The sequence below is a fragment of the Pedobacter cryoconitis genome (assembly GCF_014200595.1).
Lineage (GTDB): Bacteria > Bacteroidota > Bacteroidia > Sphingobacteriales > Sphingobacteriaceae > Pedobacter > Pedobacter cryoconitis_C.
In genome coordinates, this window is record NZ_JACHCG010000001.1 from 267,207 (window position 1) to 283,283 (window position 16,077).

Consider the following 16,077-nt stretch of genomic DNA (forward strand, 5'->3'; position numbering starts at 1 on the left):
AAGTATTATCAATATCAGCTATTTAACTTTGAAGGGCTGTCTGCCCATCATTAAATCACCGAATAATAAAAAATCACTTGCCAGGCTAAATAATGGGTACTTAAAGGTGGCGGGTTTATTTTTCTCAAAAAAGAAGTGTCCTGCCCACGCAAAGCCGTAGCCGACAACTGGTATCAATGCGAAGAAGACAAAGGCGTGGAAAAGCATGGCTGTAATAAAGCAGAGGCCGATAAGCGCTGTTCCTATAAAGTGTAATACTCTGTTTGTGGTATTCTGATGTTCTTGCAGGTAAAATGGGTAAAACTCTTTTAATGTTTTGTATTTATGATCGGGCATTTGTTGATTATTGTTCATCTATATTAATATACCATTACTTTTTAAGAATGCACCAAGGTTTTCTGGTTTTTCTGTCATGAGTAAGGTTTGTAATCCTGCTTTCTTCGCACCTTCCAGATGACCGGGGGTATCGTCTATAAATAACGTCTCTGCGGGATTAAGATTGTTTTCCTGAATAACCTGTTCAAATATTTCTACGTGTGGTTTACGGAATTTCATCAGTTGAGAGTAATAGGCTTTCTCAAACAGGTGATCATTGTTGGGCACATTATGTTCTTTTTGGAGATAATCCATGATGTAGTCATAATGGATCTGGTTGGTATTGCTCAAAAGAAAAGTCCGGTAGTTTTTCTTTGCTTCCAGTAATACTTTGTGGGTTTCAGGGAGCACACCGATCAATAAACTGTTCCATGCGGCATCAATTTGCTGGTCTGTTAATGCTGAATTTTGTGCAATTTCTCTGATTCCGTCTCTAAATTGAGCAGGAGTGATGGCTCCGGTCTCTAATTCATTAAATATTTTATGATGACCTGAATGCCCGAAAAATGTTTCTATATTTGGTATACCTATTTGTGCCAGAGAGTTTTGTGTGATTCTAAAGTCAATTTCAAAGATGACATTTCCGTAATCGAAGATTATATTCTTAATTTTTTGCATAAAGTATTTTTAAAATTCGATACAAATATGTAACATTGCACTCGCAAAATCTAATAGATTTTACGCGGGCCATTAGCTCAGCTGGTTAGAGTAGAAGACTCATAATCTTTTGGTCGATGGTTCGAGCCCATCATGGCCCACTGCTTAAAAAGCCGTTTCTATGCAATAGAAACGGCTTTTTTGTTTCTAAACGTAGGTGTTTTTAGCCTTCAGCACTGGTTTTGGCTTCGTCCATAAGTCAGGTTCAACAAGGGTTTTTGTTTAACTGCACGCAAAAGTGTAACGTAACTTGTGTGCCAAGCAACCATTTTTATGGCAACTGTTAGTGCTAAAATTTATTCCCATCACTCTAGGATTGATGGAACGTTTAATGTTAAAATTTGTGTTTACCACAAAAAGGAAAGAAAATTCTTCGATACCACCCACTATCTCTCCCAGAAACAATTGACAGCAGATTTTACAATTAAAGACAAGTTTATTCTAAAAGTCATCGATGATGAACTTTTAGAATACAGGTCCACAATAAGTAATCTTGGGATTAAGTTAGATTCGCTCTCTTGCGAGGCTCTAAGAGATTATTTGAGTAAAAAAGGAAAAAATATTGATTTTATAGCATTCAGCCGAGAACATATAGCGGTGTTAAGATCCGAGAAACGAAATGGTTCTGCAAATAATTTTCGCACCGTTGTTAATAGCCTTTGCTGGATATACCAATTAAAATGACCCCTGAAGACCTGTGCAAATTGACCCCTCAGAGTTAACCTTAAAAAAGGTAAAAGTTGTTGTACAGATTGGCTCTTTAAATGTAAGCTAACACTACAGCACAGGTTCCATTTGCTGCATCTCTTTCCATCTATGGGGTAAAAGATCCTGGATTTCTGCTGCCGGATGATGGTTGATTTTTTTAAGTATGTCTACCATCCAGATCATTGGGTTTATCCCGTGTAATTTGCAGGTTCCCATGAAAGAATATAGCATTGCGCTTCTTTGTGCGCCATCATGTGATCCACTGAACATATAGTTTTTTCTGCCCAGGGCAATAGGTCTGATACTTGACTCAATTGGGTTGTTATCAATATTTAACAACCCATTATCCATGTATACCGCTAAGCGCTTATACCTTTTCATCGTGTAGGCGAATGCCTTATGGATCGCACTTTTCTCATTTAACTGCCCGGCATTTTCTTCCAGCTAACGGTCAAAGCCAGTCCAGATCGGTTTTGCAAGTTCCTGCCTAACTTCTTTACGTTCACTGGTGCTTTTATATTTGATTTCACGCTCGATGTCATAAAGACGGGTAAAGATATCCATTGCATAGGCTGCCCTTTTTGGATCATTCTTTTCTGCCTCCAGAAAATAACGCCTTGCATGTGCCATGCAGCACAGCAAAGTGATATCCTTTTTTGCAGCGAGCGTTTCATAGCAGGCGTACCCATCGGATTGGAGGTATCCTTTGAAATTGCATAACAGTGCCTGTGGCACTTCCTGATTACGCCCAGGCTGATATTCAAAGAATACCAGATTAGCTGGCGGAGCCTGCGCTGCCCAGAAATACCCCCGGTGAGTGGTTCCCTTTTTACTCTTATCCATCACTTTCATGGTGGTTTCATCAATCATCAGGTAATTGCTGTCCAGCACTTCCTGTTTGAGTTTTTCGTAAAGCGGATGTAGCAGTGTGCAGGTTTTTGCGATCCAGTCTAGTAAGGTAGAATGTGCCAGCTTGATGCCGGAACGATCAAAACGGGTCATTTGACGGTACACCGGCAAATGATCACAGTATTTTTCGATGATCAAAGTAGCCAGAAAAGAGGCATCAGCCATACAGTTTTTGATCACCTCATCAGGTAGCGGCGCAATAATGATCTTGCTGGTCAATCCCGGATCACCTGCAGGTGTAGGCAGCAGATATTTATAACGGATGATTTTTTTGGCCGTTAGCCGTGCAAGACTAAGAATAGGTCTTCCTTCGTTTTCCACTCGGAGATAGTCATGAATTGTGTAAAAGGTTGGTAGTTAGATAAACTAACCCCTTTCTTAACTAATGCTCCCAAATCATTTAGCTGCCATTGCGTAACTTCTCTGGCAGCTATTGCTTTGTCAATAGAGCAATAAAAAATTCCTTGTCCTGGAGTGTTTGCACGTCCAAACGATTTAATGTCATGATCATTTCTTATAGATAAATCAGATAAGTTTTGAAATTTTTCATCATTTAATTGTGAATTCTTTCTAGCTCTAAACAGTGATGTTCCCTTTTTTAAGGACAATCCTTCAAAAGGAATCGTACCAAATGTCTTGCTTATTAACGGAAACAGCGTTTTGGGATCTTGTTTACTTAAATCAAGACCTTTAAAGTATTTAACCGAGTTCAATATTTTATCTGGAGAATCAAAAGGATGAATTAGCTTGCTCAAATTAGGTTTTTAATCTTGTTAGATAAATAATATCCTCCTGTTCTTGGGGCACCTCTAAATTCAATTATTCCTACTTCCCTCGCTGTTCTAAGATATCTCTCGACAGTAGGCTTAGACTTACCTCTTTTTGTTGCTATATCAAGAGTATTCATTCCTTCCTTTTGAGAAATAAGCTTAGTTAGTCTTGCAACTTCTATAATAACACCATCAGTTACACCATCAATTACACCATCATCTACACCATCATTGACAAGTTTGCTAACCCCACGTATTACACCATCATTTAGACCATCATTTAGACCATCATTTAGACCATCATTTAGACCATCATCTAATCCAATTGGTGTATTACCTCTTTTACTTGCTAATGCTCTTGGCCCATAAAATGTAAGTGATACTCCATCCTCATTATCTTTCCATATGGGGCTTTTTAAGCCTTCTTTTTCACATTCTTCCAATACTTTTAATGTACCTCTCCCGAGTTTATCAATTAGACCTCTTAAAAAGACTATATGGGCAATGTCAGGGTTAACAGGATGTGACCTGTGACTTGTTTTAAGTAATCTTACAGTAAGGTCATCGGGAAGATGTCCACTGTTTGATATCACTACACTGTCGGGATAAATGCTAATAGAAACTCCACTTGACACACTGCTGTAATCTCTGTGCATTAGTGCATTAATTATCCCTTCTTGAAGTGCTTTTTCAGGAAATTTGAAATCTACACGTTTCCACTGATTTTTATCAAAAACACTCCTAATTCCTAAATTCCCAATGTATTTTTCCAGTTTCGATTGAATCAAAAATAGATTGCCTTCTAATAACTCATCCCTTAAAAGTTGATTATCAGTTTTTCCATCTACATACTCAGTTAATCGAACTCTAATTTGAGGAAAGAATCTAGCAGGCTGTTTGCCAAAAAGTACAACACATGCGTTGGTAAACGATCCATTCTGATATAAGCTATAATTTGCAAGAAAATCTAGAACGTCATCTCCTTGGAATGAGCTACGGTGGTTTTCTCTCGATTCCCTAATGGTTGATTGAATTAATTTCTGATCCAAATCATTTACAGTCACTCCAATAGTAATCTGACGCTCCCAGTGTAACTCTGAGTTTTGGCGTCCATGAATAAGTTTGGATATCTCTTTTGAAGTAGCCTTTTGAGTATTTAAACCTTTTCTGTAATAGATATTACCATCAAAAATGTAAGGCTGTTTAGAACCACCATAAACTTTAATCATAATAAGTTCTGATCGACCAAGAGATTCAACATTTATAGTGATTGGAGCTTCTGGAATAATTGAATTAAGAAGGTAGACCTTTAGGTCTTCTACAACTTTTAAAGCATTAGAAATACCTTTAATAGTTCCAGAATTATTCAATCCAATTATCACCCGCCCTCCTTTACCATTAAGGAAGCTGCAAATTACTTTAGCAATATTCTCTTTTTGAACAGACTCTTTAAAATCTAGTTGTTCGTGTTCCCCTTCAAGAATTATATTTTTGATAAGTTGTTCGTCTTTCATTCTGATCCTTTTAATTTTTCTAAATCAGCTCTAAACCTAGCTTCATTTCCAAATAGACTGTTTACAAAAGGTGCTCCATCTAATGGGTACTTATGAAATTCCTGAGCCCATAAACGTTGTTCCTTAGGTAATCCATCACCAATTGCAATGTTATACATATCTATAACAAGCAAATCATCCATTACAGGTGTTCTTTTTGTAAGTTTAAAGCCATTTCTATCGCCATTTTCTTCAAACATAAACTCTTTAAGAAGTTGCTTAGCAAATGCGACATCATGATGTGCTAAGAAGCCACGAGGCTTATTAAGCCTAACCGCTTCTTGAAATTCTTTATGGGTTATTCCTGACCCATACATTGGGAAAATAATACCAAAAAAGAAATCACATTCTGCAACAGCCACCAGGCATGATTCTTCTGGAGTTTTTCCAGGAACTGGATATACTGTGCCGATGTGCGAGCATATGACCTCATAACCGAAACCAATTAAAGTTGAACATAACTGCTCTAAATCCGATTTGAAATGGTAAACAGTCGAGCTTACCATGATTTTAATTTTTTCTTTCTTTCTTTTAGCCATGAAATGAAGTAGCGTTATGTCATCTCTCTCGCAATTCTTCCGTCTTTAACAATTTGTTCAATACAAAGATAAGATAAAAGAATACCTGTAAGTTAGTTGTAATCAGAAAGGAAAATAAATAATAGTAAATACTTTCAATGCTCAAACATATTGGAAGTAACTCATAAAATCAAACGATTGATTTAAAGCCGTTACGTTCTCCCTCATGGGTTTTGTGGTGCTTCACTTCGTGCCATCATATATCTATCTTAGATAAATAAAATGGTTAACCAATACTTCTAGTTTTATTTACATTTGAACATCTAAATAGATTATCAAAATGAAAAGAATATTATTCTCAATCTTGGTTAGTGTCTCTGTAATTAGCGTCAAAGCGCAATCTGTCACTTGACTACCCTTATTAGATATGTTAGTTATCCGTTGGATAAGGTCACTGATCAAATTATTTCCGGAAAAGGCTGGGAACTCACCCAATCAGGAAATCAAGATAGTACGGTGACTTTAATCTTTGAGGGTGATGGTGAAAAATCCACCATAGTGATAAAGAGGTTCAAAGACTATGAAAATGAGGTTTTCTTTATTTGCGGTAAAAGTTCTTATGATATTTTGAATAAATCTCTACTTGCTCTCAACCCAACCTTTATAAATTCAAAGGTTAACAAGCAAGGTAATCTAGTAAAAACTTATGGTTATGATGTGACTATTGCCCCTAAATCACTATTTTCTTTTCACGTTTATAACAAAGGCAGTTTGCTATTGATGGATATTTTGGAGCATCCAAAGCATTATAAACAGCAGGATGAAAATAGCGATCTTCGTTCTAATAATTATGACGAAGGAGATTCTGGATTTGGAGAAACACTACTAGCATTAAGAAAATTTACCAACCTAATTATGCCACAGGATGATGGTCAAAATTCCGGAAAAATTGCAGTGAGGATAAAGATTAGCAAAAGTGGGACTGTGATAGATGCAACCCCCGGTGTAAAAGGAACAACTTTATATGATAGAGAATTATGGCAAAAATGTAAAGATGCCATGGTGAATGCTCGATTAACACAGTCAGGATCTGCTCCCGATGTTCAGATAGGTATAGTTCTTTTCAACTTTAAAGGGAACTAAAAAAAACACAAATGCTGATAGGTTCAAATAAAATCTTTCTTTTAGTTCAATTTATCGTACTCGTCACTTATTTTGAACGGCTACGAACTGGTAGTTTGGACAGGTTGAGGCTAATTGTTAATCTTAGTTAAGAAGTAACTATTCTTTGCAACCCCCGACAGCCAATTAGGCGGCCACTTTGCTCCGGAATAGGGGGCTATTTCATGTTTCTCCGTAACTTTTAGTGAACATTTTTGGATTGCCAAGGTCAGTTTGGTAAAAGATGGTATATCTAAAGGCTATCTATCCAGTTCTGCAACCTATTAGCATTTATGATGGACTGATGCTCATGGATCAGCGGGAACCGGCAAACCACAAAATTGTGTACCACATTTATCCCAAATTTGTTTTTGAGTAGCCCTTCCCGCAATTGTTCCTTGATTAAGGCCCGTTCATAGGACTTTACCATTGCCCTGTTTTTTCTACCTATCGAAGTTACATCCTGATTGGTTCTGAACACATCAATGTAATTATTCTTACACTGGAAATTATAAAGTTCACCGTTTCTTTCAGTAACCACATCAAATTCCTTATAGTCGATTCTTTTGAAGTCAAGGATCTTGAACCCAGCAGATCCAAGCACCGTTCCTATTTTCCTTTCGAAAACAAAGCCACTGTGTATCTGGAAACGTTTTTTTCTCCTGAGCTGGCCATTGATCAACCTGTAGAAGAATCGTGTAAGTAGTGAAAGAGTTGTATGATAACTCCCATCCCAGAATCTGAAGGGGGCATAGTCATTGTGTAGTTCATTAAAGGTTTGATAACCTAGCAAAAGATCGAGGTTTTTATAACGATCGCTTAGGTCTTTAAACAAACTTTCGCCAATTTCAACCGCATAGCCGTCTTTGCAGAATGGCATCAGCTCAGCAAGCAATCCCCTGAGCTCCGGCACTGCCTTTACTTCATTGATCTTAAAGCCCCTATAGATATGTTCCATAAGGTCAAGGTCATTTCCAATTTCTTCGAAACTGAATATTGAATTTTCTGGTGCTTTTTTCTGGTAGGCAGGATCCAGCTCTTCCCTGCCATAGGCAATGTATTCTTCGACAGACATTGGATCAGGTTCCAAAGTACCCTGCTCAAGATTGATATGGTGATGGTTGGGCTGCATCATCCCATTTTTAGCTGTAACCTGATGATCGGTATAACATCTGTCAAGCAACAACTGAAAATGGGCAGTCGAAATGTTCTTGAGATTTTTTTCCACCAATGGCAATAAAGCACTCAGCAGGTTTGGACTGCTGATCTTTGTACTACCCTTGCTGTATTTAGCTACGATGATTTCCAATACCACCAAATAGGTCCTGATGCCCTGGAAATAATTATCTGCCTCATATACATCCCTCAACAAGGGATATTGGAACCCGACGCGAAAAGATTCTGATTCAGCGAACTCATTGTACCCTTGGATCATTCGAGCCAACTCACTGAACCTCGCAGAGAACTCAGCCCCATACTGCCGGCGAAAGAATTCAACCTGTAACAGAAGAGCAGGACTATTTGCGTAAAAGCTCAACCCATAAAACCGGCTTAGTTCAGCCGGCGAGAGATTGTACTTACAGTTGCAGAGTTCATCTGTCTGCATGATAAATTCTCTGAGTTGGGGAATCAGTGAACCTGCGTCAAAAGTCGAAATTGACGTGGTAAATTGTTCATACTGGGATTGCATCCCTTTAATAAAGAAACTTCTTAATTCGTCATTTTCCAGTATGCGGATGTGTTTTAATGTAAGTTTGGCAAACATTTTTTGTAATTGAAACAACAGTTGTAACTGCAAAGATAAACAACTTGATATATAACCCTTATACTGGGGTTCCCCTGAAAGTGGTTCTCCTTCATTTTTGGTGAAAACAATAAAAAGGAATCATAATATGATTAGATCCGTAGCCACAAAACGGCTGATTAGAGCGTCAAAAAATATTCTTTTATAATCGCATATGAACTGCTTCACCAAAAGTGACGAGAACCTGTTTCATCGGAATATGTGTCAATTTTGCGATTGTATTTATCAAATCTGAGGATCACTTTATAGTTCCGGACACTTCTGGATTTCTGGTAAGATCTAATGTGGATTATGGTCCTGCTTTTCAATTTAGCCTCCCTATTTCGGACGAGCTATTTATTCTCGGATGATCAGTGCAATGGGAGACTATCCAACATCGTTGGTAGAAATTAATGATAAGGAAAGTGAAGTAGTTTTTAGAATTAACTCAGATCTGGCAAACTATGCCTACAAAACCATCGCTTGTAAGAATGATTTTTTTTTTAAAAAATCATCCAGAGAATTGGTCAAATCGGACTTCTTGGTCAATATTTTTCCAATAGTACTTTAGGATCCCCAGAATCAGATCATGACTGAAATTCTTACTAATTACCGTTGCTTACTATTTTGAGAATGCGTTGCGGGCGTTGTTGTCTTATATGTTTTTCCGTTCTGTTCGATTTTAATCAGAATCTTTTTGAGATTTTCACTGATTTCTGTAAGCTTTTTCTCTGATACATCTGATTTATTACGATCTAAATAAAAGTTCACCATAACTATGATAAATCCACTTAGTCCGACTGATAAGACAAAATTCAGTGATTTTAATATATAAGGGCCAATCTTAGCCGGATGCCAAGTCCCTTCGATTACCATACTTTTAAAATGGTGCATATACCAGACGATTAATTTCTCCAAAATTGATGGAGATCCGTCTAAACTGGAATATTGCATGTGTGGAAGAACAGTTTTCGCGGGAAGCGATTCGATTATAAAGGAACTAGGTGTTATTTACAAGGATGAGCCAAGGTCAGTGAATTTAAATGCCCCGCCGGGAGCGTATGTACCTGTCTTAACAAGCGAAAAACCGGATGAGCTACAATATTATTTATGGAGCGTTTTAGCAAAATATAACGAGACAGGTAAGCCTGATCCTAAGGTAAGAACCTTCAATGCGAGATCAGATAAGTTATTTACCTCATCAATGTGGAGTAAGCTAATAGATAGGCAAACATGTGTATTTAACACAACTGGTTTCTACGAATGGCAAAAGCTTGAAAAGGATAACCCAAAAACGCCAAAACAAATTCATTTTATCAAGGAGCAAGGCAAAAATTTAACATTCATGGCCGGCATTTATGATGTATGGTTAAATCGATCTACTGGAGAGCTTGTTCCAAATTGTGCTATGATAACCCATGATGCTAATAAGTACATGCTAAATATTCATGATCGAATGCCCGCTTTTATTGAGTGGACGAAAGTCAAATATTGGTTGGATCTTTCTCTGCCTGCTACTGAAAAATTAAAACTCATTGACCCTGTGAATGACGATTTTTTGGAATCCTTTAAAATGAAATCAGTTGGGAATTTAGAAGAATTTCAAAAGATTAGCCTATTTTGTGATTAAAGATTAACCTCAAAATTCTGTATTATTTACGTGTGGTTGACTGGCGCATTGAAGAAAAAGAAGGTATATTTCGATAATTAATTATTAAAAGACTTTCTATGAAATACTACAAAGTAGTAAATGCACTCTCTTCCGAAATTACGATTGATACATCCGTTGTTAATTATAATCTAACACTTACAAATACTGCAAGATATAAGCCATTTTTAGATTTGGTGACAGATTTTTCTGCCTTGTATGATACACCTCTGGATTTCGTTTATTCGATAAACAATAATCTCTCGATTCATGGAAATTTGTATTTACAAAATCTTCCCAAAGCTACTAATCGCAGATTTGAATTGTATTCCCTAACACACAAAGAAGAACATCAAAACTTTTATATTTCGGAGGATGTCCTAATAGAGCTTGTAGAAAGTCTGGATTTCATAGGCATAAACTTATTTGATGAAGGGAATTATTTATGGGAAACCATCTTCGAAAAGGTGCGGGTTAACAAATTTCAGTCCAAAGTAAGTAGAGGAAAATCATTCTTTCTGTTTGATAATTTAGAAGATTGCCAGAATTATATTCAGAATCATAAAGGTGGTGGGGTTATAGCCAATGTTGAAATTATAAGTGGCGCCGTTCCGTTTAAAGGGGACATGAATCTTCTAGATTCAATGTCCAATCATCTAACGCTTAAAAAGGCTGAAAATATAGCCGAGAAGTATTGGGCAGGATCCCGATCAGCTAGTCCAGTATATGAATACCTTTTTCAAGGTGTTTGCAAAATGAGTCCAAGGTAAATTCCAGTTCTAAAGTTGAAGAAATTGAAGTTTAAATAAAAATCATAGATTTGGCTTTGTCGAACAGAAATGGCGATGTTAGCACAACATATTTGGAGTCAAGAAGGATCAAAATATGCTACGTAATAAAGAATTAATACGAGCTGTTCAGGCGTTTTTTTAGTTTTTAAAGTTTGGATTATGAAAGGAAAAATCCATAAAAGTGGGTGTGTTAAAATTTAATTTTACCACAGGTACCGTCGAAATGCAAAAATTCATTGAGCAGGGTGATCAGGAGTAATTAAATCCTACGAATCTCTTTTTATATTCACTTGATTCTCACCTCTTAAAATATCAAAATGGATGCCTGACTTCCCAGGAGCAATTTAACTCGATATTAAGTTTCCAATTTTAAATCTAAATTTCGTTAGCTTAAACCAGAAGTTTTAAGCTAACGAAATTTTGTATATGACCGTTAGCCTTACTTATGCTATGTGATTCGGCTAGAAATCAGAATTCGCAGCTTTATTAAAGATTTATGTAACTCATAATTAGATGATAAAGTGACGGTAAGGTATAGAACCACTTTAGCTCGAAACCAGATGGTCAGTTTGTAGCGGAATAGCTCGGCAGTTTAAATCCGGAATATGTGACACTTTTGTCGGGTTACCCACACATATAAAGTGATTAAAACCATTTTCTAATCCAATCAAAGCCATTTCTAACGTTGATTAATCATAAGGATAATTCTCTTTAATGCTTAATATGTCTTTAACAGAATTAGTAATAACAAGATTAATGGGAAATTCAGCGAATTGGTTGTGCCTGAAAGCATGATCCGCTGTACTGGCAAGATTTGCTGTGTTTGCATTGGTAAGGTATACGCCTGAAACACGGGTTGCTTTTTTATTCTTTAATGAACCAAAAAAGCCATTACCTGACAGCTCTAATTTTTCATCTCTGTTATTCGGATCTGTTGACCAGGTAGATGCCATCGAGCCATAAAGTGATTCTTGCAATTCTATAAGATCAAGACTGATTGATTGCTTATTTACACAAATAATATATGGGGCATTAAATTTTCCATAACGACCAGCTTTTCTTTCCAATGCCGTTTTTATATCAGAACTATCGTTACCAATTTGTGTAATGATAGGGAAGGAACCTATAGCACGCGATTGGACGCCTCGTTTATGTGCAACTTTTGGAAGCAATGTCAACCTGATTCTCACTTTATCATCTTCATACAATAAAACAGGTAAACTTCCAAACCCCAGTTTTTCCATTTGTTCTGTGTAGGCATCTGGATCGATCTCTCCAATCAACTTATTGAAATGGTTGATAATTAATTTATTACTTGGTTGACTCTGGTCTTTAAATATAATTTCCTTTAAGCTAAGGAGGAAATTAGTGGCATCAATTTTATTTAGGCCATCTAAAAGCTCATTTTCACGTCTTTTCTGTCCTTTTTCATTCTGAGAAAGCATTGTGATGTACTTTACTTCAATGTAAAAGTGCTCGTTGCCCTTTTCAGCTTTAAAGTCTGGTTTCTTATCTGTCTCAGGAATTTCCGGGTGAACCGTTAATTTATAACCAAGAGCAGTAAACAGTGTGAAGATGTATAATTCATAAAAGGTGTCGTCGAACGTAACTTTAAACCTTGATCTCATTTCTTCCTTCTCTTCTTCAGGATACTTCTCAAACCAACTTTCAACCAAATCACGTACAACACCAACATCTTTTCTTGCACTGTCGTTATAATAAGTATATGAATTTGAATTGTTTCTGGCTGGGCCTAATAAAGTCCGCTGTTTTTGATCAAAGAGAGTCATAATCTATTGTGTTTAATTAAATAAAAAGGTCGGTGTAAGCTAAATATGCTAAATAATTCTCATAAAGATATTCTTGCGCAGTAGTTTTAATGGAAAGTAATGAAAATTGAATATCTTGAAAAATTAAATGCACATCTCTTGCTGCATAAAAATGAGCACAAAATATAGAATCCGTTAAGTATGAATATATCTAAATTAAACCTCTTTACAAGGCAAACAGATGCGACAGCAGTCGAACAGGGATTCCATTATCAAAAATTAAAGACTCTCAAAAGCTGGCTTGCAAATAGAATACAGGAAAAAGATGAGGATATTTTCTGCGATTATGAAGAAGACATATTTCAGCGGGATATTTATGCCGGAACAGCAAAATTTAGACAGATAAAGTTATACTCTACAAACTTTACATTCTCTAAAGTAGAAGTGAAAAAGTGCATTGCGCATTTCTTTATGCTCTTTGTAAAGGGCAACTATTTATTTGATGAGGTGACATTTCTATTTGAAACGAATTCCAAAATTGGCCGTAAAATCAAAGGTAATGATGCCGACTTACTATTAGAGTGGTATCAAAATCAGGATAATATGAGTGAGGAATTACTGCAAAGATGCAGGCTTAAGGTTAAAGTTATTCTTGATGAATACATCAATGAAGTGTATGAAAAGCGTATGGATTCTATCTCTAAACCTGATTTACAGGCCGCAAAGGCGATTTACGATCAACTTTCTGATGAGACCTGGAATCGATTTGTCAAATCAATAAGATGGCAATTTGATGAAATCGATCAATCTCAGGCAATACCCGAAACTGTAGCGGAAATTGAATCACTTATTAAACAGCTTCCTTTGCCAATAGATAAGACAAAAACAAGTACCTATATTTCAGTTCTTCATTATGAAATAGCACAGAAAAGTTTAAATCCTGACGAAGAATCAAGTAAAATAAACAATCAACTTTTAGATATTTTATTATTAGGCACAGGAAATAAAGATCAGCAATGGTATGCTAATACCTTCGACAAATGGAAAGATGTAAAAAAGGTAGATCGGTTTAACATTGGCGTTTTCTTCGAGCTGATTAGTGCTGTTAGACATTGCAGATGGGAAATGGGAAAGACTGAGCATTTAGAAATTTGGTTGCCGATTTTGGTTCTGTACATAGAGCATCGTGATATAATTGTAAGCTGTAAGCGTAAAGCGATATACGAATTTTTGTTCCTTTTGTTGTCGCCAGACCTTGAAGAAGGAACTACCAAATATGATTTTGAGGGTCAAGAAGACTTAATCCTGTTTTACTTTGAAAATATTGATCATAGATTATCTATCAGTTCTATTGAGGAAGACATTACGTTAATGCAACTTCTCGAACTACAAGTTTTAAATGATACTGTTGAACTAACACTTGAGGATTTGAAAGGGTGGAAGAACAACATCCTAAACACTATAGATCAACAGCAACTGACTACAACAAGTATAGACGATAGATGCCAGCTTTTGGAACTTAAAGGTAGTTTCCATTACCACACAGAAAACCAAAGGCCTCTAAAGGATAGAATGCAACAAGGATTGGATCACTATAGGCAAATTATACCTCTTCTACCAGAATGCCAGTCTTATTCGATAACCACGCTTTCAGAAATTATGAATCAGATTCTTAAACAGTGTATAAAAGCCGGTAGAAGTGATGAAGAACTGGAAGAAATTGAAGCTTTTTTAAACGAAATTGAAGATCATGCTAAGAAGACAAGTAATCAAAGCACATCTGCGCAAACTTTAGCAGATCGGGCTGCTGCATATATTGAAAAACCTTCGGTAAAAGGTTTTGTAAAGGCCCTTGAAAGCCTGCACCGTGCGAAAGATATGCTTCAATTGAAAGATACCAAAGAAAATTACATTATTGTAATGCTTAGTATTTCAGAAGTTTATTTAGCTCTTGGGTTAAACATGGCTTCCAAACAGTATGCGTTAGCTGCGGTTTGGGCTTGTTTTCATTTTGGCGATGCAACGGCTCTTAATCGAATTAGTGATGGCTACGCATATGTATTTAGAGCTGATTATAACCAAGGAGCATGGATGAGCGCATTGGATGATTTCCGTCAATATATAAAAGTCAGAATTGAATTTAATTCTAACGCTATGAATATTGAGGATGACGTTATCTATAGGAATATTCTAATCGACTTAGCCGTAATTCTCGCTAGTTCGCCAGCTTTACATCCTGAATTAAGAGTTTTTATTGAAAATCAAAAAAAAGAGTTGGGTTGGATTTATACAGATGAGTTACCACCACTTTTGTTACCTCTTGAGAGCGCGCTCTCAGGTGACGACAAAATAAAAACGATTTTGAGAGGTAAGATAGCTGGCGTACCTCTAAGTGATCTTGGCAAGGAACGAGAGATTCTGTTCAAATCAATGGATATTGACTGGTTTATTAAATTCGAGAACACGGCACAGCTAAATGCAATTGGAGAAGAATTTTGTGCTACACTCCAAATATTTTTAAGCGAAATAAAAGCTTTTGGTAAAGATTTTAAATTTCATAATAAATCTATACAGGTTAAAATTTTTGAATCGGCTGATTATAGCGAAGGGATGCGATCAGACTCGGGTAACGCTGGTTGGTTCATTACTGGCATACCGGCTTTTGAAAGTTCTGATAAACAGAAAATGCGCTTCCATTACAGTTGGATTGGGGCAAATCTAACAACACTTTTGCTGAAAAACAGTCTACTAACCCGTGAGGAATTTAATATACTTGTTAAGTCCTTATATGAAAATAGGAAGTTAGCCGATAAAATCCAATCAATGAATATCTACCAAAAATTATATTTTAATTTATTGAAACCTGAAGACTTCAATAGTTCTCAAAGACAGCATTTTTCCAAACCAAACTTAGATTCTGATTATAACTTACTGATGAATACGCTTAAAGATTCTTGATTGGATTTCGATCTATTTTAATAGATTTTTTAGTCTGGAAGTATAATACCTGGAAATTCCTGTTTGATGGTTTTAATTATCCTGTCAAATTCTTTGGATTTAAGTTTCCCTATTCGTGTTCTACGTTAAAAATTTCACCTGTCTTTTGGTTCAATGTTGTCTTCTCATTTTAGTTGTGTAAGTGGTAGAGACGGAAAAGGATTTGCATTTGATTCACAATGCGTTTTTGGATTTCCATATATCTGAAAGAAATAGATACAATTGTCAAGGTATTAGGAAATAATGTTTAAGGAGATCAAATTATAGGAACTGCCTTTATCTTGAATACCAAAGGAAAGAGGCAGATTGTAACATGTAGGCACAACGTGGATAGCATAAGTGACTTGAGATTTGATAGAAGGTCAAATATTCACAGAGTTCGAAATTCATTATCATGCTGATTCTCGTATAGATTGTGTATTATTTGATTGTGATTGA

Annotated in this window: 14 protein-coding genes, 1 tRNA gene and 1 pseudogene; 6 read left to right on the forward strand and 10 right to left on the reverse strand. The window is 36.3% G+C overall.

What is annotated here, in order from left to right:
* Positions 1-18 precede the first annotated feature (18 nt).
* Entirely contained in the window at positions 19-354 is a 336-nt protein-coding gene (locus HDE70_RS01260; protein WP_260159854.1) for a DUF962 domain-containing protein, read from the reverse strand.
* On the reverse strand, positions 355-993 hold the full coding sequence (locus tag HDE70_RS01265; RefSeq protein WP_183887543.1) for an HAD family hydrolase: 639 nt from the start codon (positions 991-993) through the stop codon (positions 355-357). It lies immediately after the preceding gene.
* 66 nt (positions 994-1,059) lie between these two features.
* Here HDE70_RS01265 and HDE70_RS01270 point away from each other — a divergent pair.
* Both HDE70_RS01270 and HDE70_RS01275 read left to right on the forward strand, forming a co-directional pair.
* A tRNA-Ile gene (locus tag HDE70_RS01270) sits at positions 1,060-1,133 on the forward strand.
* 172 nt (positions 1,134-1,305) lie between these two features.
* Positions 1,306-1,716, forward strand: a complete 411-nt coding sequence (locus HDE70_RS01275) for a hypothetical protein (protein ID WP_183887545.1) — start codon at positions 1,306-1,308, stop codon at positions 1,714-1,716.
* A 93-nt stretch (positions 1,717-1,809) separates the two neighbouring features.
* Here HDE70_RS01275 and HDE70_RS27205 read toward each other — a convergent pair whose 3' ends face one another.
* The 5 genes and pseudogenes from HDE70_RS27205 to HDE70_RS01300 all read right to left on the reverse strand — a co-directional run bounded on the left by HDE70_RS27205 (position 1,810) and on the right by HDE70_RS01300 (position 5,511).
* Positions 1,810-2,010, reverse strand: coding sequence for a transposase domain-containing protein (locus tag HDE70_RS27205; protein ID WP_317617409.1), 201 nt, complete (start codon positions 2,008-2,010; stop codon positions 1,810-1,812).
* A pseudogene (gene tnpC, locus HDE70_RS01285) lies at positions 1,993-2,970 on the reverse strand (IS66 family transposase); the annotation flags it as partial. The pseudogene tnpC and the gene HDE70_RS27205, both read right to left, overlap by 18 nt.
* Positions 2,928-3,404 (reverse strand): hypothetical protein, encoded by a 477-nt coding sequence (locus tag HDE70_RS01290; RefSeq protein WP_183887551.1) that lies wholly within the window; start codon positions 3,402-3,404, stop codon positions 2,928-2,930. The gene HDE70_RS01290 and the pseudogene tnpC, both read right to left, overlap by 43 nt.
* A complete protein-coding gene (locus tag HDE70_RS01295; RefSeq protein WP_183887553.1) occupies positions 3,401-4,933 on the reverse strand; it encodes an RNA-binding domain-containing protein in 1,533 nt (510 codons plus the stop codon). The genes HDE70_RS01290 and HDE70_RS01295 overlap by 4 nt, the downstream gene beginning before the upstream one ends.
* The gene (locus tag HDE70_RS01300; protein ID WP_183887555.1) at positions 4,930-5,511 is read right to left on the reverse strand and encodes a DUF4062 domain-containing protein; all 582 of its coding nucleotides are present in this window, start codon (positions 5,509-5,511) and stop codon (positions 4,930-4,932) included. Before HDE70_RS01300 ends, HDE70_RS01295 begins: the two co-directional genes overlap by 4 nt.
* Positions 5,512-5,931: 420 nt before the next feature.
* Here HDE70_RS01300 and HDE70_RS27210 point away from each other — a divergent pair, with 420 nt between their 5' ends.
* The gene (locus tag HDE70_RS27210) at positions 5,932-6,633 is read left to right on the forward strand and encodes a hypothetical protein (protein WP_260159855.1); all 702 of its coding nucleotides are present in this window, start codon (positions 5,932-5,934) and stop codon (positions 6,631-6,633) included.
* A 271-nt stretch (positions 6,634-6,904) separates the two neighbouring features.
* On the opposite strand, the gene HDE70_RS01310 is transcribed toward HDE70_RS27210, so the two are convergent.
* Together HDE70_RS01310 and HDE70_RS01315 are read right to left on the reverse strand one after the other, a co-directional pair.
* Complete coding sequence (locus tag HDE70_RS01310; RefSeq protein ID WP_183887557.1) at positions 6,905-8,416, reverse strand: hypothetical protein; 1,512 nt, start codon at positions 8,414-8,416, stop codon at positions 6,905-6,907.
* A 627-nt stretch (positions 8,417-9,043) separates the two neighbouring features.
* Positions 9,044-9,388, reverse strand: coding sequence for a hypothetical protein (locus tag HDE70_RS01315; RefSeq protein ID WP_183887559.1), 345 nt, complete (start codon positions 9,386-9,388; stop codon positions 9,044-9,046).
* On the opposite strand from HDE70_RS01315, the gene HDE70_RS01320 reads away from it, so the two are divergent.
* Both HDE70_RS01320 and HDE70_RS01325 read left to right on the forward strand, forming a co-directional pair.
* Complete coding sequence (locus HDE70_RS01320; protein WP_183887561.1) at positions 9,387-10,064, forward strand: SOS response-associated peptidase family protein; 678 nt, start codon at positions 9,387-9,389, stop codon at positions 10,062-10,064. The two genes, HDE70_RS01315 and HDE70_RS01320, sit on opposite strands and share 2 nt — an antisense overlap.
* 98 nt (positions 10,065-10,162) lie before the next feature.
* The gene (locus tag HDE70_RS01325; protein ID WP_183887563.1) at positions 10,163-10,852 is read left to right on the forward strand and encodes a hypothetical protein; all 690 of its coding nucleotides are present in this window, start codon (positions 10,163-10,165) and stop codon (positions 10,850-10,852) included.
* A gap of 710 nt (positions 10,853-11,562) precedes the next feature.
* Here the strand turns inward: HDE70_RS01325 and HDE70_RS01330 are convergent.
* Positions 11,563-12,663 carry a hypothetical protein gene (locus tag HDE70_RS01330; RefSeq protein WP_183887565.1) on the reverse strand — a complete coding sequence of 367 codons (1,101 nt, stop codon included), beginning with the start codon at positions 12,661-12,663 and terminating at the stop codon, positions 11,563-11,565.
* 180 nt (positions 12,664-12,843) lie between these two features.
* Here HDE70_RS01330 and HDE70_RS01335 point away from each other — a divergent pair, with 180 nt between their 5' ends.
* Positions 12,844-15,600, forward strand: coding sequence for a hypothetical protein (locus HDE70_RS01335; RefSeq protein ID WP_183887567.1), 2,757 nt, complete (start codon positions 12,844-12,846; stop codon positions 15,598-15,600).
* The last annotated feature ends 477 nt before the right edge of the window (positions 15,601-16,077 follow it).